Source organism: Isoptericola variabilis 225 (genome assembly GCF_000215105.1).
GTDB lineage: Bacteria > Actinomycetota > Actinomycetes > Actinomycetales > Cellulomonadaceae > Isoptericola > Isoptericola variabilis_A.
Window position 1 is genome coordinate 19,558 of sequence record NC_015588.1, and the last position, 17,098, is coordinate 36,655.

Annotated in this window: 15 protein-coding genes and 1 tRNA gene; 5 read left to right on the plus strand and 11 right to left on the minus strand. The window is 73.8% G+C overall.

Annotation, left to right across the window (positions count from 1 at the left end):
- Positions 1–66: 66 nt before the first annotated feature.
- From pknB to ISOVA_RS00135, 7 genes are read right to left on the minus strand one after another with little or no spacing between them, the layout of a single operon-like run.
- A complete protein-coding gene (gene pknB, locus ISOVA_RS00105; protein WP_049788186.1) occupies positions 67–2,163 on the minus strand; it encodes a Stk1 family PASTA domain-containing Ser/Thr kinase in 2,097 nt (698 codons plus the stop codon).
- Positions 2,164–3,603, minus strand: a complete 1,440-nt coding sequence (locus ISOVA_RS00110; RefSeq protein ID WP_013837233.1) for a serine/threonine-protein kinase — start codon at positions 3,601–3,603, stop codon at positions 2,164–2,166.
- A complete protein-coding gene (locus tag ISOVA_RS00115; protein ID WP_013837234.1) occupies positions 3,600–5,054 on the minus strand; it encodes a peptidoglycan D,D-transpeptidase FtsI family protein in 1,455 nt (484 codons plus the stop codon). Before ISOVA_RS00115 ends, ISOVA_RS00110 begins: the two co-directional genes overlap by 4 nt.
- The gene (locus ISOVA_RS00120) at positions 5,051–6,613 is read right to left on the minus strand and encodes an FtsW/RodA/SpoVE family cell cycle protein (RefSeq protein WP_013837235.1); all 1,563 of its coding nucleotides are present in this window, start codon (positions 6,611–6,613) and stop codon (positions 5,051–5,053) included. The genes ISOVA_RS00115 and ISOVA_RS00120 overlap by 4 nt, the downstream gene beginning before the upstream one ends.
- Positions 6,610–7,914, minus strand: a complete 1,305-nt coding sequence (locus ISOVA_RS00125; protein WP_013837236.1) for a PP2C family protein-serine/threonine phosphatase — start codon at positions 7,912–7,914, stop codon at positions 6,610–6,612. Before ISOVA_RS00125 ends, ISOVA_RS00120 begins: the two co-directional genes overlap by 4 nt.
- Entirely contained in the window at positions 7,911–8,432 is a 522-nt protein-coding gene (locus ISOVA_RS00130; protein ID WP_013837237.1) for an FHA domain-containing protein FhaB/FipA, read from the minus strand. Before ISOVA_RS00130 ends, ISOVA_RS00125 begins: the two co-directional genes overlap by 4 nt.
- Before the next feature lie 10 nt (positions 8,433–8,442).
- Positions 8,443–9,162, minus strand: coding sequence for an FhaA domain-containing protein (locus ISOVA_RS00135; protein ID WP_013837238.1), 720 nt, complete (start codon positions 9,160–9,162; stop codon positions 8,443–8,445).
- Positions 9,163–9,391: 229 nt separating this feature from the next.
- Between ISOVA_RS00135 and ISOVA_RS00140 the strand changes: the two genes are divergently transcribed.
- Together ISOVA_RS00140 and ISOVA_RS00145 are read left to right on the plus strand one after the other, a co-directional pair.
- Positions 9,392–9,475 (plus strand) — tRNA-Leu (locus ISOVA_RS00140).
- A gap of 348 nt (positions 9,476–9,823) precedes the next feature.
- Complete coding sequence (locus ISOVA_RS00145) at positions 9,824–11,371, plus strand: pectate lyase family protein (RefSeq protein ID WP_013837239.1); 1,548 nt, start codon at positions 9,824–9,826, stop codon at positions 11,369–11,371.
- A gap of 80 nt (positions 11,372–11,451) precedes the next feature.
- Here ISOVA_RS00145 and ISOVA_RS00150 read toward each other — a convergent pair whose 3' ends face one another.
- Positions 11,452–12,225: a thioesterase family protein gene (locus ISOVA_RS00150; protein WP_013837240.1), complete on the minus strand. Its 774-nt coding sequence runs from the start codon at positions 12,223–12,225 to the stop codon at positions 11,452–11,454.
- 158 nt (positions 12,226–12,383) lie between these two features.
- On the opposite strand from ISOVA_RS00150, the gene ISOVA_RS00155 reads away from it, so the two are divergent.
- Positions 12,384–13,067, plus strand: a complete 684-nt coding sequence (locus tag ISOVA_RS00155) for an alpha/beta fold hydrolase (protein ID WP_013837241.1) — start codon at positions 12,384–12,386, stop codon at positions 13,065–13,067.
- Positions 13,068–13,334: 267 nt separating this feature from the next.
- On the opposite strand, the gene ISOVA_RS00160 is transcribed toward ISOVA_RS00155, so the two are convergent.
- The gene (locus ISOVA_RS00160) at positions 13,335–14,255 is read right to left on the minus strand and encodes an SDR family oxidoreductase (RefSeq protein ID WP_013837242.1); all 921 of its coding nucleotides are present in this window, start codon (positions 14,253–14,255) and stop codon (positions 13,335–13,337) included.
- Positions 14,256–14,319: 64 nt separating this feature from the next.
- Here ISOVA_RS00160 and ISOVA_RS00165 point away from each other — a divergent pair, with 64 nt between their 5' ends.
- Positions 14,320–14,835: a low molecular weight protein-tyrosine-phosphatase gene (locus ISOVA_RS00165; RefSeq protein ID WP_013837243.1), complete on the plus strand. Its 516-nt coding sequence runs from the start codon at positions 14,320–14,322 to the stop codon at positions 14,833–14,835.
- Positions 14,832–15,389: a GNAT family N-acetyltransferase gene (locus ISOVA_RS00170; RefSeq protein ID WP_013837244.1), complete on the plus strand. Its 558-nt coding sequence runs from the start codon at positions 14,832–14,834 to the stop codon at positions 15,387–15,389. Before ISOVA_RS00165 ends, ISOVA_RS00170 begins: the two co-directional genes overlap by 4 nt.
- Here the strand turns inward: ISOVA_RS00170 and ISOVA_RS00175 are convergent.
- Together ISOVA_RS00175 and ISOVA_RS00180 are read right to left on the minus strand one after the other, a co-directional pair.
- Positions 15,322–16,464 carry an alpha/beta hydrolase gene (locus ISOVA_RS00175; protein ID WP_013837245.1) on the minus strand — a complete coding sequence of 381 codons (1,143 nt, stop codon included), beginning with the start codon at positions 16,462–16,464 and terminating at the stop codon, positions 15,322–15,324. The genes ISOVA_RS00170 and ISOVA_RS00175 overlap by 68 nt on opposite strands.
- A 61-nt stretch (positions 16,465–16,525) precedes the next feature.
- Positions 16,526–17,086: a DUF2231 domain-containing protein gene (locus ISOVA_RS00180; protein ID WP_013837246.1), complete on the minus strand. Its 561-nt coding sequence runs from the start codon at positions 17,084–17,086 to the stop codon at positions 16,526–16,528.
- Between the last annotated feature and the right edge of the window lie 12 nt (positions 17,087–17,098).

Below are 17,098 nucleotides of genomic sequence, written 5' to 3' on the forward strand. Positions count from 1 at the left end.
GCGCTACCTCGCGACGAAACGCGCTACGTCGCCGCGCGGAGCGCTACCTCGGCCGGCGGGGGCAGGTCAGCCGTTGCCGCCGAGGAGGCTTCCGGTGACGCCTCCGTCACCCTCGCCGTCGCCGTCCCCGTCACCGTCGCCCCCGCCGTTGCCGCCGTTGCCGCGGTTGCCGCCGTTGCCGCCGTTGCAGTCCGCGCCGCCGGGGCCGAGCGACACGGTGTACGTCACCGTGGTGCCGACCTCGACCTCGGCGCCCGCGGGCGGGTTGGTCTCGATGACACGGCCCTGGCAGACGCTGTCGGACTCCGCCGTGCGGGCGGTGGGGTTGAGGTTCCAGCCGTTGATGGTCGCCTCGGCCTGCTCCGCCTCCATGCCGACGACGTCCGGCACGGCCACGGTCTCGACCTCGCGCTCGCGTGCCACCGTGAGGGAGACGCGCTCACCCTGGTTGACCGGCCCGGCCTCGGGGCTCTGCTTGATGACCGTGCCGGGCTCCTCGTCGCTCTCCTCGGTCTCGATGACCGCGGTGAGGCGCAGCTCCGCGAGCGTGGCTTCGGCCTCCTCCTGCGTGCGACCCACGAGGTTCGGCAGCTCGACCTGGCCGGTCGACACCACGAGGTTCACGGTGTCGCCCTCGCTGACCGACGCGCCGGCCTCGGGGTCGGAGCTGATGACCTGGTCCTCCGGCGCGGAGGCGTGGTTCTGCTCCTCGACCTCGCCGACGACCAGCCCGGCCGCCTCGATCGTGTCCTCGGCCTCGTCGACGTCCATCCCGACCACGTCGGGCATCGCGAAGGAGTCCGGTCCGGTCGAGAACCAGACGTGCACCTCGGAGCCCTCGGGCGCGGACGTGCCGCCCTCGGGGTCCTGGCGCGTGAACGTGCCCTCAGGCTCCTCCGACTCGGCGTCCTCCTCCTGGACGTAGACGAACCCGGCGTCCTCGATGATCTGCTGCGCCTCCGACGGCGTCACCGTCGCGGGCAGCTCGGGCACGGTCGCCATCGCCGTGCCGTCAGGCCGCAGCAGGAGGAACGCGATGATCGCGGCGAGCGCCAGCGCGCCGATCGCGATGAGCGTCCACATCAGCCCCTTGCGGCTGCGCTGCTCCTCCTCCGGCTCCTCGCGCGGGCCCACGGGCGCGGCGGCCTGCTGGACGCTCGTGGCGCCCCAGGGCCCCGCGGTGCTCTGCGGGCTCATGACCTGCGTGGCACCGGGACCCGCACCGAGCACCTGCGTCGCCGCGTACCCGGCCGCGGCGCCTGCGGCGGCCGCACCGATCATGGGCGCGGTGACGTTCCCGCCGCGCGCGGCGGACTCGAGGTCCGAGCGGAACTCGGCGGCCGTCGAGTAGCGCTGGTCGCGGTCCTTGGTGAGGGCCTTGAGCGTGATGCGGTCGAGCACCTCGGGCACGTCGGACGCGAGCTCGCTCGGGCGCTGCGGCGCCTGCCCCACGTGCTGGTACGCGACGGCGACGGGCGAGTCGCCGACGAACGGCGGCCGGCCCGTGAGCAGCTCGAACAGCAGGCAGCCGGTCGAGTAGAGGTCGCTGCGCGCGTCGACCTGCTCGCCGCGCGCCTGCTCGGGCGACAGGTACTGCGCGGTACCGATGACGGCGTGCGTCTGGGTCATGGTCGCGGCCGAGTCGGCCACGGCGCGGGCGATGCCGAAGTCCATGACCTTGACCGCGCCGGTCGGCGTGATCATGACGTTCGCGGGCTTGATGTCGCGGTGGACGATGCCGGCGTGGTGCGAGTACTCGAGCGCGCTCAGCACGCCGACGGTGATCTCGATGGCCTCCTCGATCGGCACGGCGGCGCCGTCCGAGAGGATGTCGCGCACCGTGTGGCCCTCGACGTACTCCATGACGATGAACGGGACGTGCACCGCGGCGCCGGTGGGGTCGGTGTGGACGTCCTCGCCCGTGTCGTAGACGGCGACGATCGCGGGGTGGTTGAGCGCCGCGGCCGCCTGCGCCTCGCGGCGGAAGCGCGCGAGGAACGACGGGTCGCGTGCCAGGTCGGAGCGGAGCACCTTGATCGCGACGGTGCGACCCAGGCGCGTGTCATGGCCGATGTGCACCTCGGCCATGCCGCCGCGGCCGATGAGCTCACCGACCTCGTACCTGCCCGCGAGAACCCGCGGCGTGCTGGTGCTGTCCACCACTCAGTCGTCCTTCTCGATAGTGTCCGCGCGCGCCGGGCGCAGCGTGTCTTGGAGCATCATCCCAGAGTCGGGGCCGGTCATCGCGGGCACGACGGCGGTGCCTGCGGCCGGCAGGGCGCCCGCCGCGCCGTCGTCTCCGCCGCCGCGCGCGACCAGCGTCGCCACGAGGAGCACGACGAGCAGGCCGAGCAGCGCGACGAGCGGCCAGGAGAACCGTCCGAGCGGTCCGAGCCGGTGTCCCGTCGTCGTCGACGTCCGCGCGGGGACCTCGGGCTCCGGCGCCGGCCGGACCGGCTCGGTGCGCCGCACGGGCGACGGGCGCCGCGCGTCACCCTGCGCGGCCCGGGCCTCGCGCCGCGTCGCGTAGGAGCGGGCGGCCTGCTCGTCCGGCGGCACGGTGTCGGGCACCTGCCGCGGGGTCGGCTCGGGCGGCGTCGCGACCTGGTGCGCGACGCCGGTGGGCTCCGACGGCGTCGCGACCGGCCCGGGCGCGTGGCGCGGTCCGGCCGGCATCGCCGGTCCGGCGACGCGACGGACCGGTCGTCCGGCCGCCTGGGCGCGCCGGGCCGAGCGCGACCGCGCCCCGAGCGGGTCGACCGCGATCTCGTGCGCGAGCGCGTCGAGCTCGTCCGCGAGGGCCGCGGCGGACGCCGGACGTCGTGCGGGGTCCTTCTCGAGCATGCGGCCGACGAGGTCGGCGAGCCCGGGATGGACGGTCGGCGGCAGCGGCGGCACGGGGTTGTTGACGTGGGCGACGGCGATGTCGACCGGCGTCGCACCGGTGAAGGGGCGCCGCCCGGCGGTCGCCTCGTACGCGACGATGCCGAGCGCGTAGACGTCGGAGGCCGGCGTCGCGGGCTGGCCCACCGCCTGCTCGGGCGAAAGGTACTGGGCCGTGCCCATGACCATGCCGGTGGCCGTCATGGGCGCCTGGTTCGCGGCGAGCGACACCCCGAAGTCGGTGATCTTCACGCCGCGCGGCGCCCCGCCGCCCTGCGTCGGGTGCTCGAGCAGGATGTTGCCTGGCTTGACGTCCCGGTGCACGACCTTCGCGAGGTGCGCGTGGTGGAGCCCCCGCGCGGTGGCCGACAGGATCGGCAGCAGCTTGCGCGGCGCGATGACGGGCTCGCGCTCGAGCAGGTCCGCCAGCGGCTCGCCGAGCACGAGCTCCATGACGAGGTAGCCGGTGCCGTCCTGCTCGCCGTAGTCGTACATCTGGGCGATGTTCGGGTGCGACAGCGCCGCGCTGTTGCGGGCCTCGGTGCGCAGGCGGCGCAGGAAGTCCTCGTTGCCCGTGTACTCCTCGCGCAGCACCTTGACCGCGACGTCACGGCCCAGGTACGTGTCGTCGGCGACCCACACCTCGCCCATGCCGCCGATGGCGATGCGGCGGGTCAGCCGGTAGCGGTCGCCGAGGGCGAGTCCGATGCTCGGTCTCATCCGTTCAGCACCGCCTCGATGACGGCCTTGGCGACGGGGGCGGCCACGCGACCGCCCGTCGCCTCGGACCCCGACGAGCCGCCCTGCTCGACGACGACCGCGACGGCGACCTGCGGGTCCTCGGCCGGCGCGAACGCCGTGAACCACGCGTGCGGGTCGCGCCCGTCCTGCCACTGCGCGGTGCCCGTCTTGCCCGCGACCGTGACGCCGGGGATCTGGGCGGACGTGCCCGACCCGTCCTGCACGACGCCCACCATCATGTCGGTGAGCTGGTCCGCCGTCGTCGACGATATCGGGCGGCTCATGCGCTGCGGCGAGGTCTCCCGCACGACTTCGAGCTCCGGGTCGCGGATGCGGTCGACGGCGTACGGCGCCATGAGCTCGCCGTCGTTCGCGATCGCGGCCGAGACCATCGCGACCTGGAGCGGCGTCGCGGTGACGTCCCACTGCCCGATCGCCGCCTGCGCGGCGAACGCGCGGTCGAACGGGGGCTCGGGGAACACGCTCGTGACCGTGCGGAACGGCACGTCGAACGCCTCGTTGAACCCGAACGCGTCGGCCTGCTCGCGCAGCGCCTCGTCGCCGAGCTCGACGCCGAGCTGCGCGAACGCGGTGTTGCACGAGATCCGCAGGGCGTCCGCGAGCGACTGCTCGTCGGTCGGGGAGCAGGCGGTGCCGCCGTAGTTGGGGATCGCGCGGTCCGTGCCGGGCGGCGTGTACGTCTCGGGCGCGGGGATGACGGTGCCGGCGTCGTACCGGCCGCTCTCGATCGCGGCCGCCGCTGTGATGAGCTTGAACGTCGAGCCGGGCGGGTAGCGCCAGTTCGTCGCCCGGCTCAGCAGCGGCTGGTCCTCGGCGTTGGCGAGGTCCTCGTACGCCGACGTCGCGGCGGTCGTGTCGTGCGTCGCGAGCTGGTTGGGGTCGAACGACGGCTTGGACACCATGGCGAGGATGCGGCCCGTCGACGGCTCGATCGCGACGACGGCGCCACGCTGGTCACCGAGCGCGTCCCACGCCGCCCGCTGCGCGGCCGGGTCGATCGTGAGCTCGACCGACGAGCCCTGCGGGTCCGCGCCGGTGAGCAGGTTCTGCAGCCGGTCGACCCACAGCGCGTCGGCACGGCCGTTGAGGAAGTCGTTCTCGGTGTCCTCGATCTTCGACGTGCCGCTTACGAGCGAGAAGTACCCGGTCAGCGACGCGTAGAGGGGCCCGTCGGCGTACTGGCGCTGGTAGCCGAACTCGTCGTCGACGGGCGTCGAGTACGCGATCGCCTCGCCGCCGACGACGATGGGCCCGCGGGCCGTCCCGTACTCGGCGTAGATCTTGCGGACATTGCGGTTGTCGTCGTTGAGGTCGCCCGCCTGGAAGAACTGGATCCACGTGGTCGAGACCATGAGCGCCACGAACATGACCATGACGACGCTGGCCAGCCGGCGCAGGGTCGTGTTCACGGGTGCTCTCCTCTCGGGGCGTCGGGCCGCGTGGTGTCGATGATCTCGGTGGGACCGCCGTACGCGGGCGTGCGTCGCGGCAGCGGTGTGCCCGACGCCGGTGTGCCCGTCGGGCGTCCGCCGGGCGCCTCGTCGTGGGGACCGACGACGATTGGCTCGTGCGTGGCCCCGCGGGGCGCCACCTGGCCCCGCACGGGCAGCGCTGACGGACGGCGGGCGCTGTCGGAGATGCGCAGCAGGAGCGCGACCACGATCCAGTTGGCGAGCAGCGACGACCCGCCCTGCGCCATGAACGGCAGCGTCAGGCCCGTGAGCGGGATGATCCGCGTGATCCCGCCGACCACGACGAACACCTGCAGCGCCATGATGAAGGCGAGGCCGCCGGCGAGCAGCTTGCCGAAGCCGTCGCGCACGGCGAGCGCGGTGCGCAGGCCGCGCTGGGCGACGAGCAGGTACACGAGCAGGAGCGCGAGCAGCCCGGTGAGCCCGAGCTCCTCGCCGATCGACGTGTAGATGAAGTCGGAGTACGCGAACGGCACGCGGTGCGGGTAGCCCTCGCCCCAGCCGGTGCCGAACAGCCCGCCCGCGCCGAGCGCGAACAGGCCCTGTACCACCTGGAACGAGCCGCCCACGCGGTCGTACAGCGCCTGGTCGAAGGGGTTCAGCCACACGTCCATGCGGGCGCCGACGTGCGGGAACAGGCTCGCGGCGAAGAACGCTCCGGTGCCGAACAGCACCAGGCCGATGAGCACCCAGCTGAACCGCTCGGTCGCCAGGTAGAGCATCGCGACGAAGAGGCCGAAGAACAGCAGCGAGGTACCGAGGTCCCGCTCGAACACGAGCACGCCGAGCGAGGCGACCCAGACGATGAGGATCGGCCCGAGGTCACGGACGCGCGGCAGCTGCAGCCCGAGCACCTTCTTGCCTGCCAGCGTCAGCGTGTCGCGGTTCATGACGAGGTAGCCGGCGAAGAACACGGCGAACGCGATCTTCGCGAACTCGGCGGGCTGCATGGACATGCCCGCGAGCCGGACCCAGATCCGCGCCCCGTTGATCTCCTGCCCCAGCCCCGGGACGAGCGGCAGCATGACGAGCAGGAGGCCGACGATCATCGCGGTGTACGTGAAGCGCCGCAACGACCGGTGGTCGCGCACGAACCACAGGATCCCGAACGCGATCACCGCCCCGAGCAGCGAGTAGACGGCGTTCGACGACGCGTTCGCGGCCTCCATGGTCCGCGCGCCCGACAGCTCGAGCCGCAGGATCGTCGCGAGCCCCAGGCCGTTGAGCAGCACGACCGCCGGGAGGATCACCTGGTCGGCCCACGGCGCGCGGACGTGCAGGACGACGTGCCCGACGAGGGCCATGCCGACGAGCATGCCGCTCGTGATCCAGAAGCCCTCGGGCAGGTCGCCCGTCGTCGCGCGCCCGACCATGGCGAACGCACCGATGCCCGCGGCGAGCGCGAGGACGAGGAGGAACAACTCCGCGAGCCGGAGGGGACGCCGCTCGTGCGGCTCGACCGTGCGGCCCGCGGGTGCCTGCGCGACGGCGCTCATCCGGTCGCCTCCTGGGCCTCGGGCGAGGCGCTCGGGGACGGCGACGGCGTGGGCGTCGCGGTGGGCTCGGGCGTCGCCTCGGCGATGAGCCGGTCGGCGCGCTCGACGGCCTCCTCGCGGGACGCCGCGCGGATCGTGCCGTCGAGCTGGTCGGCCCAGTACGCGGGCAGGTCGTCGACCGACGTGCCCGTGAGCTCGACCGGCGTCGACAGCGACAGCGGCCCGACGCTCGCGGGGATGCCCTGGTAGATCGCGACCTGACCGTCCACGACGCCCAGGTAGTACTGCTGCTGGGTCCACCCGTAGAGCCACCAGCCGCCGTACGCGATGCCGCCGAGCACGAGCAGCGTCACGAGGACGCCCACCCACGGGCGCCGCCGGCGCGAGACCGGGCGGACGTCGCCGTCGTCCGGGTCGTCGTCCTCGAGGTCGTCCGGGTCGTGGTCGCCGGCGTGCGCGGCGTCGTCGTGCCCGCCGATCCCGGCCGGCAGGGGTGGCGCGTCGTTGGCGGCCGCGCCGACGACCTGGACGGACTCGTCGACCACCGCGGCGGCGGCGTCGTCCTCGTCGACGACGTCGGCCACGACGACCGTGATGTTGTCGGTGCTGCCCGCGGTCATCGCGAGCGTGACGAGCATGTCGGCCGCCTCGTCGGGGGTCTCCGACTCGACGAGTACCTCGGTGAGCTGCTCGGGCGGCACGAACCCGGACAGACCGTCCGAGCACAGCAGCCACCGGTCGCCCGGGCGCGCCTCGCGGATCGACATGTCGGGCGTGAGGTCGACGTCGAAGTCGCCCAGGACGCGCATGACGACGTTGCGCTGCGGGTGGTGCTCGGCCTCGTCCGGCGAGATGCGGCCCGTGTCGACGAGGTGCTGCACGAACGTGTGGTCGACCGTGACCTGCGTCAACACGCCGTCGCGCAGCAGGTAGGCGCGCGAGTCGCCCAGGTGGGCCATCGCGAGCGTGTTGCCCGAGCGCAGCAGGGCCGTCACGGTGGTCCCCATACCGGCGAGGTCGGGATCGGCCTCGGACGCGTGCACGAGGTCGAGGCGTGCCTGCTCGACGGTCCGCTCGAGGTCCTCGAGCGCCTGCTCGGGGCCGTGGTCCGCGGTGTCGAGCGGGGCGAGGGCGGCGATCGCGATCCGGGACGCGACGTCGCCGCCCGCGTGCCCGCCCATACCGTCGGCCACGACGAGCAGGTGCGGTCCGGCGTACGCCGAGTCCTGGTTGTTCGACCGCACGAGCCCGACGTCGGAGCGCGCGGCGAAGCGCAGGGTGACGGTCACGGTGGCGCTCACCCCTGCAGCTCGACGACGGACCGGCCGATCTGGACCCCGACGCCCGGCGGGAGCGGGGTCGGCCCGGTGACCTGGTGGTCACCGAGGAACGTGCCGTTCGTCGAGCCGAGGTCCTCCACGAACCACTGGTCGCCCTGGGGGTAGATGCGTGCGTGCCGCGACGACGAGTAGTCGTCGTCGAGCACGAGCGTGCAGGCCGGCGAGCGGCCGATGAGGATCGACGACCCGCCCAGCGGCAGCGACGTGCCGGTGAGCGGGCCTGCGGTGACGACGAGGCGGGTGGGGCGCGAGCCGCCGCGGGGCGGCGGCGTCGGCGTCGCCGGGGCGGGCGGAGCCGCCGCGGCGGCCGCACCGGCCTGCCGGGCCGCGGCCCGTCCGTCGTCCCGACGACGGCGGTCCGTGCGGTCCGAGACGCGCGCGGTGAGGTCGCGCCGCAGCACGGCGACCGCGGAGAGCACGAACACCCAGAGCAGGACCAGGTAACCCAGCCGCAGCAGGGTGAACGTCAGCTCACTCATCCCTCTAGGATCACCACTCCTCGCTCTGCTGACCCGCCGACGTGCCGGTCCAGAACATGATCCGGGTGCGTCCGATGGTCAGGGTGTTGCCGTCCAGCAGGGTGGCGGCCGGGACCTGGTGGCCCTCGACGAACAGGCCGTTCGTGGAGCCGAGGTCCGTGGCGATGACGCCGTCCGGCGTCACGCGGATCTCGAGGTGGCGGCGCGAGACGCCCGGGTCGTCCACCACGATGTCGGCGTCGGCGTCGCGGCCGATGACCGTCACGGGGCCCGTGAGCAGGTAGCGCTGGCCGTCGATGTCGATGAGCGGGTGCCGGGTGCTCGGGGCCGACGACGTCGCGGGCGCGACGTTGCCGCGCACGCTCGCCGAACGGACCTGGAACCGGCCGCCCGTGAGCTCCTCGTGCTCCTCGAACGACACGCTCACCGGGCCCACGAACGCGTAGTGCTGCGAGGCGGCGTACTCGGTGAGGTTCGCGGCCAGCTCGTCGGCGAGCGTCTCGGCGCCCCACGCCTCGATCTGCGCGAAGTCGTTCGGCGACAGCTCGATCGTGAACTCGTTCGGTGCCACCGTCCGGTCGCGTCCGACGACCGCGGCCCGGTCGTCGAGCTCGCGGCGCAGCCGGCTCGCGAGCTCGATCGGCTTGAGCTCGCTGTTGCGGCCGACCTTGGCGAAGGCGTTGTTCATCATGCGCTCGACGCTCTTCTCGAAGCGCTCCAGGGCGCCCATGCCACCTCCTCTCGCAGCCCGTAAGACGTTCGCGGGCAGACTATCTAGATCGTAGGCAGCGTCGCAGCATGCGGCCCCGTCCGGGTGTGGATTTCCTGCGCACGATCGGCGCAGAAGCGGCCGTCCCGGGTCACGGCGGGGTCACGACGGCGTGGCGTCCGCGGCGTGCGTCACATCCCGCCCCGCGGGTGGGGCGCGGGCCCGGAGGCGTGCTAATCTTCTGCGGCACGCGCGAGTGGCGGAATAGGCAGACGCGCACGGTTCAGGTCCGTGTGCCCGAGAGGGCGTGGGGGTTCAACTCCCCCCTCGCGCACGTGGCACGAAGGCCCCGGCTCATCGAGCCGGGGCCTTCGTCGTCTATCCAGCCTTCTCTCTCGCGAGGTCGTACCTCCGGTCGCGAGGTCGTACCCCGGGCGTACGACGTCGCGACCTGCCGTACGACGTCGGCGCGCGGCCACGGTGCACCGCCCAGCGCCGCGCGCCGATGCGTGGTTCCTGTTGCGCGGTCAGAAACCGGTCTCTAATGTCGGAAACCGGTTGCTCACTCTGTGCGCGACCGACCGGGCTCTCGAGCCTCCGCGCGGCACCGTCGCCGCGCCAGCACCGACGCACCACCGCAGCACCGCTCTGTCCCCATGTTCAACGACGAAGGTGAGGCACCATGAGACGACCATCTGCGCTCCGACTCCTCGCGGCCGGGGCCGGCCTGGCCCTGACCGCCTCGGTCGGCGTCACCGCCCTCGCTGCCCAGGACGCCCAGGCGGCGACCGGCTCCGCGACGGGCTTCGCATCCGCCAACGGCGGTACCACCGGCGGCGCCGGCGGGCAGACCGTCCGGGCGACGTCGGGCACCGAGATCCACGCGGCCCTGTGCAACCGGCCGACCAGCAGCACGCCGATCGTCATCGAGGTCGAGGGCACCATCACCCACGCCGGCACCAGCAAGGTCTCCGGCGCCAGCTGCAACACCGCCGACGGCGTCATCGAGCTCAAGCAGATCAGCAACGTCACGCTCGTCGGCGTCGGTGCAGGCGCCGTCTTCGACCAGGTGGGGATCCACATCCGCGAGGCGAGCAACATCATCATCCAGAACGTGACCGTGCGGAACGTCAAGAAGTCGGGTTCCCCGATCTCCAACGGCGGCGACGCGATCGGCATGGAGAGCGGCGTACGCAACGTCTGGGTCGACCACGTGACGCTGGAGGCCTCCGGCGGCGAGGCGGAGGGCTACGACGGCCTCTTCGACATGAAGAACGACACGCAGTACGTGACGCTCTCGTACAGCATCCTGCGGAACTCGGGCCGCGGCGGGCTCGTCGGATCCAGCGAGTCGGACCTCTCGAACGGCTTCGTGACGTTCCACCACAACCGGTACGAGAACATCGACTCCCGCACTCCCCTGCTGCGCGGTGGCATCGCGCACGCGTACAACAACCACTACGTGCGGATCAACGAGTCGGGCATCAACTCGCGCGCCGGCGCCCGGATCAAGGTCGAGAACAACTACTTCAAGGACTCCAAGGACGTCCTCGGGACCTTCTACACCGACCAGGCCGGCTACTGGGAGGTCGCCGGGAACGTCTTCGACAACGTCCGGTGGTCGTCCAGCAGCAGCACGTACAACCCCGCCGGGCCGAACCCGACGTCGACCACGTCGGTGAGCATCCCGTACGCGTACGGGCTCGACCCGGCGAGCTGCGTGCCCGACGTCGTCACGCGCACGGCCGGCGCGAACACGGGGCTGCTCGTCTCCGACGGGACCTGCTCACCGCAGGACCCGACGCCGACGCCGACGCCTACGCCCGACCCGACGCCGGAGCCAACCCCGGAACCCACGCCCACCGGGGTGAACCTCAGCATCGGTGCGGGCTCGGACGGCTCGAGCAAGGCCGACGGCACGAGCTACGGCAACGTGCGCGACGGCGACCTGAGCACCTACTGGTCTCCGGCCGGCTCGACGGGCCGCATCTCGATCAAGTGGGGATCGCCGACCACGGTGTCGACCGTCGTGATCCGGGAGGCCGCCGGGGCCGTGGGGGCCATCGGCTCGTGGCGCGTCGTCAACAACGACGACGGCCGGGTCCTGGCGACCGGCAGCGGCGCCGGGACCATCCGCTTCGCGGCCACGACGCTGAGCAAGATCAACGTCGAGATCACGAGCTCGAGCGCCACGCCACGCGTCGCGGAGCTCGAGACGTACGCCGGCTGACGCCTCGACGTAGCGGCCGGGTAGCCATGAGCGCTCCATGGCTACCCGGCCACTTCGTCGGCATACTCCAGAGCCGCGCGTCACCCCAGCGGGCGCACCACCAGGCTCTGCGAGACCGTCCCGACCGGCCCGTGCTCGTCGTGGAGCACGGTGCTGGTGAGCCCGACGCCCGCGGGCCCGAACGAGACGCTCGTGTCGAAGCCGATCCAGTCGCCCTCGGGGATCCGGTACAGGTGAGCGCTGAGGTCGAGGTTGGGGAACGCCACCTCGCGCGGGTCACGGCGCACGGTGAGCCCGTTGGCGACGTCGAGGATCCCCGCCGCGCGCGCGAGCGGGCTGACCTTCTCGTCCTCGACGAGCGGCACGTCGGTGCGGATCCAGGCGCTGGCCCGGCCGGGCTCGGCCTGTGCGCGGCGCACCTCGACGGTCTTGATGAACCCGCCCGGCCAGTCCTTGGTCAGGTCGGCCTCCGGCGTCTCGTGGGGCGCCGGGATGCGCGGCAGCGGGTCGGCGGCGAGCGCCGTGGTGTCGCCCGGCCGCGCGAGCCAGGCACGGAGGGTGACGGCCCGGCGTCCGCCGCACGACACCGCGGCCTCGACGAGCTCGACCCCCTTGCCGGGGCGGACGACCTGCACCTCGGTGTGCATGGTCTCCAGCCGGTACGTGCCCCAGATGTCGTACGCGAGCCGCGTGACGACGAGGTCGTCGCGCCCGCGCGCGTCGCGGTCCGTCTCGACGAGGTGGGCGAGCAGCCCGAGCGTCGGAGCGACGTGCTGCTCGTCGGTCCTCCAGGCGCCCGAGACCTGCTCGGTCGGCTCGAACGTCGTCGCTCCGGTGCGGCGGAAGTAGGCCATGGCTCTCCTCGTGGGTCTCCGGGGTCGTCCGGGGATCGTGGACGCACCGCCGTGTCTACCAGGATCCACCGTCCCGCGGCGCGCGAGGTGCGGTAGTTTGCGCGCGTGACCCGCGACGACGCGAGACGCACCCGCACCCCCGAGCGGGGCGACCGGGCATGAGCGTGCGCCACGACCTGCGGCTGCCGGACGGGCGGGTGCTCGTCGTCCACGACACCGGCCCGGCGCCCGGTGACGCCCCCGCTCTCGTCTGGCACCACGGCTCGCCGCAGTCCGGCGCGCTGCTGCGGCCCGTGCTCGACGCCGCGCACGACCGCGGGATGCGTGTGGTCTCGTGCGCCCGGCCCGGCTACGGCGGGTCCACGCGTCTGCCCGGACGGTCCGTCGCGGCCGCGGCGCGCGACGTCGGGCATGCGCTCGAGCTGCTCGGCGTCGGACGGTGCGTGGCCGTGGGCGCCTCCGGGGGTGCCCCGCACGCGCTCGCCCTGGCCGCGCTGCGCTCGGAGCGGGTCGCCGGCGTCGTGACGCTCGCGGGCGTCGCCCCGTACGACGGCACGGAGGCGTGGTTCGCGGGCATGGCCGACGACGGCGGGCTGCGTGCCGCGCTGCAGGGCACCGAGGCGCGCGCTCGCCACGAGGAGACCGCGGAGTTCGACGCGTCGAGCTTCACGCCGGCCGACCACGCGATGTTCGACGGGCCGTGGGGCGCGCTCGGCGCCGACGCGGCCGCGGCGGGCGACGCGTGGCCGGAAGGGCTGGTCGACGACGACGTGCACGTCGGCGTGCTGGCGGCGCTGCCCGCGGCCCTCGACCGGCTGCTCGCCAGGCTGCGGACGGGCTGACGCGGGCACGAAAGAGCCCGCGGGCTGCAGGGTGACTCCTGCTGCCGTGCTGGACGAGGGCACGGCACCCGCGGGCTCCGGTGGTCGCGTGGGAATCGCAACCGGTCCGCGCGCCTGACGGCGCGAAGCTGGCTCAGACGCGCGACCTAGCGCGCGACCACCTCATGGGTCCGAAGAGTCTTCACTGCTCGGATCACCTCCCTTCTCATGTGCGCACGACGCTACGCCTGCCCGCGCGCCGGGCCAAGGGTTTTTCACCGAGGGCGTTCACGCGCGGTCGCGCACGAGCAGGTGGGCCCACTCCGCGGGGTAGTCGTCGAGCCACTGCGCCAGCGACCGGGCGGGCCGTCCCACCAGGCGCGGGACGTCGTCGGAGACGTGCTCGAGCGCGCCGGCCGCGATCGCCTCGTACGACGAGACCCACCCGGCGACGACGTGGTCCTCGACCCCGGCCGACGCGCGCGACGCGTACGCCTCCTCGACCGTCTCCGGCTCGTAGACGATGGTGCGCCCCGCCGCCTCGGACAGGATCGCCGCGACCTCGTGGAGCGTGAGCGCCTGCGGGCCGGTGACCTCGTAGGTCACGCCGTCGTGCCGCCTCGGCTTCTCGTCGAGGAGGACGGCCGTCGCGACGTCGGCGACGTCGTCGTGCGAGACCGACGCGACGCGCCCGTCCCCCGCGGGCCCGCGGATGACGCCGTCGGGCCCGACGAACGTCGTGAGCGCGTGGTGGTAGATGTTGTCGCGCAGCACGGTCCACCGCAGGCCCGAGGCCCGCAGGTGCTCCTCGGTGTGCCAGTGGTCGCGCGCGAACGTGAACACGGCGTCGGGTGCGGCGCCCACGAACGACACGTACACGAGGCGCTCGACGCCCGCCGCGACCGCCGCGTCGATCGCCGCGGTGTGCAGCTCCACGCGGTTCGCGGACTCGGCCGCGCTCACGAGGAAGACGGTGCGGACGCGGTCGAACGCGCGGCGCAGCCCCTCCGCGTCGTCGTAGCCGTCGATGCGCGCCACCTGGGACTCGGGCAGCGGACGCCCGTCGTCGAGCCGCGGGACGTGGTCCGGGCTGCGCGTCACGAGCTTCTGGCGCGCGCCCTCGGCGGCCAGGCGGAACGCGAGCCGGGACCCGAGCCTCCCGCCCGCGCCCGTCACCGCCACCACTCCGTCGGCAGACCACCTCACCATGCCCCCCACGCTAGGGCGCAGCGCGCGTCCCGGCCCGCCGAAGACGTCGCGGCACAATGGCGGCGTGACCTACCGCGTGATGACCGTGTGCACCGGGAACATCTGCCGCTCCCCCATGGCCGAGATCGTGCTGCGCGACCGGCTCGAGGCCGCGGGGCTCGCCGACCGCGTCGTCGTCGACTCGACCGGCATCAGCGACGAGGAGCACGGCAACCCCGTCGACCCGCGCGCCGTGCGCGTCCTCGCCGCCCACGGCTACCCGACGGGCGACGGCCACTGCGCGCGGCAGGTGCGCGCCGAGGACCTGCGCGAGCGCGACCTCGTGCTCGCGATGACCGCGCAGCACGCGCGCGTGCTGCGGCGCCTCGCGCCCGACGCCGACGTGCGCATGTACCGGTCGTTCGACCCCGCCGCGCCCCGGCTCGCGCCCGGCGAGAGCGAGCACGTGCTCGACGTCGACGACCCCTGGTACGGCGACCAGGCCGGCTTCGAGACGACCCTGTCCGAGATCGAGTCCGCGGCCGACGGCGTCGTCGAGCACGTGCGCGCCCGCCTCGACGGGCGCGAGGGCGTCGCGTGACCCGCGCCGACGCGACGACCCCGGGCTACGAGGTCCGCCGCGTCCGCGCCGACGAGTGGCGGCAGGCCCGCGACCTGCGGCTCGAGGCGCTCGCCGACCCGGCCGCCCCGATCGCGTTCCTCGAGTCGCTCGAGGCGGCCCGCGCCCACCCGGACGGGTTCTGGCGCACCCGCACGCGCAACGCCGCCCGGGGCGACGACGTCGTGCAGGTCGTCGCGGTCGAGCCCGCCGGCGGACGGTGGGTCGGCACGCTGACCGCGCTGCTCGAGCAGCCCGGCGCCGACGACGTCGCGGGCGACGTGGTCGCGCGGCGGCAGGTCATGCTCGTCGCGGTCTACGTGAGCCCCGGCCACCGCGGCCGCGGGCTGCTGGGGCGGCTCGTCGACGAGGCGCTCTCCTGGGCGCGCGGGCGCGGCGCCGAGGAGGCCCGGCTGTTCGCGCACACCGACAACGCGCGCGCCCGGGCCGCCTACGAGCGGCTCGGCTTCACCGGGACGGGTCGGTCGTTCGCGAGCGACGCCGGTCAGGAGCTGGAGATGGTCCGCGGCCTGTGAGCCAGCCGCGCAGCCGCGCGACCCACGCGGGCTCCGGCTCCGGCTCCGGCTCGGGCTCGGGCGCCGGCCGGGCGCCGACGTACCCGTGGAACCACCGGGCGGTCTCGCGCCAGACGACGTCGCGCACCTCGGGCGCGGACAGCGTGACGTCGTGCAGCGCGCCGTCGACCTGGACCAGTGTCACGACGCTGCCCAGGCGCGGCACGCGCCGGGCGATGCCGACGACGTCGAGCACCGTGTCGGTGCGGCGCATCGCCTCGCTCCACCGCACCGGCGGCGTCGAGGCCGCCGAGAGCAGCACGAGCACGGGCGCCTCGATCCCCAGGCCGCGGCGCACCCGCTCCTGCCCGCGGAAGATCGCCGCGAGCCACCCCGGCGTTGCGCGCCACCCCTCGTCGGGCCGGAACCTCGGGTCGATGTCCCACTCCCCCTCGAACCGGTTCGAGACCGTGCGGATGTAGTACCCGAGGTCGACGTTGACGAGGTGGCTGCGCGGCGCGAGCGCCGCCTGAGCCCGCACGCCCGGCTCGAGCATGCGCCGACCCACCTGCCGGGTCTGGAACTCGAGCCACGGGCTGTTGAGGACGAGCCCCGCGACCCGACCCGGGTGGTACGCCGTCCACAGGCTCAGGACGAGGCCGCCGGTCGAGTGCCCCATGAGCACGAGACGCCGGTCGGTCACGGCGTCCGGGCCGTGGCCCAGGACGGCGAGCGCCGCCTCGACGTCCTCGTCGTACGTCTTGAGCGACAGCACGAACCCGGGCGTCTGGTGCTCGCGCAGGCTCCGCCCGTACTTGCGCAGGTCGAGCGCGTGGAACCGCACGCCGAGCGACTCCCAGAAGTCCGCGAGGTGCGTCTGGAAGAAGTAGTCGGTCCACCCGTGCACGTAGAGCACGTCGACGCCCGCGTCGGGCACGTCCGCGCGGGCCGCGTCGCGCGCGCGGCGCACGAGCGTCGCGACGACGGGGCCCTCGACGTCCTCGGTCAGCTCGAGCGTGAACTGCTCGAAGCCGGGCAGGACGTCGGGGACCCAGATCGTGGGCCCGGTCGTCACCTCGGTCGCGACGTCGCTCACGCCCCGACGGTAGTGCGGGTCCGACGCCGGTGCTCGCGCAGGTGAGGACGCGCGCGCCCGCTCAGACGACGTCCGTGGCGCTCGCGGACGGCTCGGCGCGGCCGATCGCGAGGTGGCCGCCGAGGTAGCCGCTCACGGTCACGACCCCCACGCCGAGCATGCTCGCGGCGATGCCGGCCGACGTGCTGCCGCGCCGCCGCAGCAGCCACGACGTCGCGAACAGCGTCCCGGCGACGCCGTTGAGCGCCGCGTGCGCGGCCCCGACCCGCCGCGACGCCGTGCTGCGCAGCCCCACCCAGTCGGCGAGCCCGCTGAGGGCGGTCGGGACGACGGCGAGCACCCCGGCGCCCACGAGGGTGCGCGCGGCGTCGGCGTGCTTCTCCGGGCCCACGAGGTCGAGGACCGTCGCGGCGGTCCAGCACCCCAGGGGCAGGTCGGTGAGCACGGGGTGCAGCGCGTGCCCGAGCGAGCGTCCGCGCAGCTCCTGGCGCAGGCGGCCCTCGGGCACCACGCTCGCCGCGAGGCGCTGGAGGCGCTCGACCAGGCGGTCGAGGGCGTCGTCGTCCTCGAGCTGCTCGGCGCGGCGCTCGAGCATGGGCGTGGGCATCGGCTCGACGGTCATGGGTACCTCCTG

Bases quoted from the DNA above. Each gene is read 5' to 3' on its own strand.
- ISOVA_RS00110 (WP_013837233.1), bottom strand. From the start codon at position 3,603: ATGAGACCGAGCATCGGACTCGCCCTCGGCGACCGCTACCGGCTGACC.
- ISOVA_RS00120 (WP_013837235.1), bottom strand. From the start codon at position 6,613: ATGAGCGCCGTCGCGCAGGCACCCGCGGGCCGCACGGTCGAGCCGCAC.
- ISOVA_RS00130 (WP_013837237.1), bottom strand. From the start codon at position 8,432: ATGAGTGAGCTGACGTTCACCCTGCTGCGGCTGGGTTACCTGGTCCTG.
- ISOVA_RS00135 (WP_013837238.1), bottom strand. From the start codon at position 9,162: ATGGGCGCCCTGGAGCGCTTCGAGAAGAGCGTCGAGCGCATGATGAAC.
- ISOVA_RS00145 (WP_013837239.1), top strand. From the start codon at position 9,824: ATGAGACGACCATCTGCGCTCCGACTCCTCGCGGCCGGGGCCGGCCTG.
- ISOVA_RS00150 (WP_013837240.1), bottom strand. From the start codon at position 12,225: ATGGCCTACTTCCGCCGCACCGGAGCGACGACGTTCGAGCCGACCGAG.
- ISOVA_RS00155 (WP_013837241.1), top strand. From the start codon at position 12,384: ATGAGCGTGCGCCACGACCTGCGGCTGCCGGACGGGCGGGTGCTCGTC.
- ISOVA_RS00160 (WP_013837242.1), bottom strand. From the start codon at position 14,255: ATGGTGAGGTGGTCTGCCGACGGAGTGGTGGCGGTGACGGGCGCGGGC.
- ISOVA_RS00180 (WP_013837246.1), bottom strand. From the start codon at position 17,086: ATGACCGTCGAGCCGATGCCCACGCCCATGCTCGAGCGCCGCGCCGAG.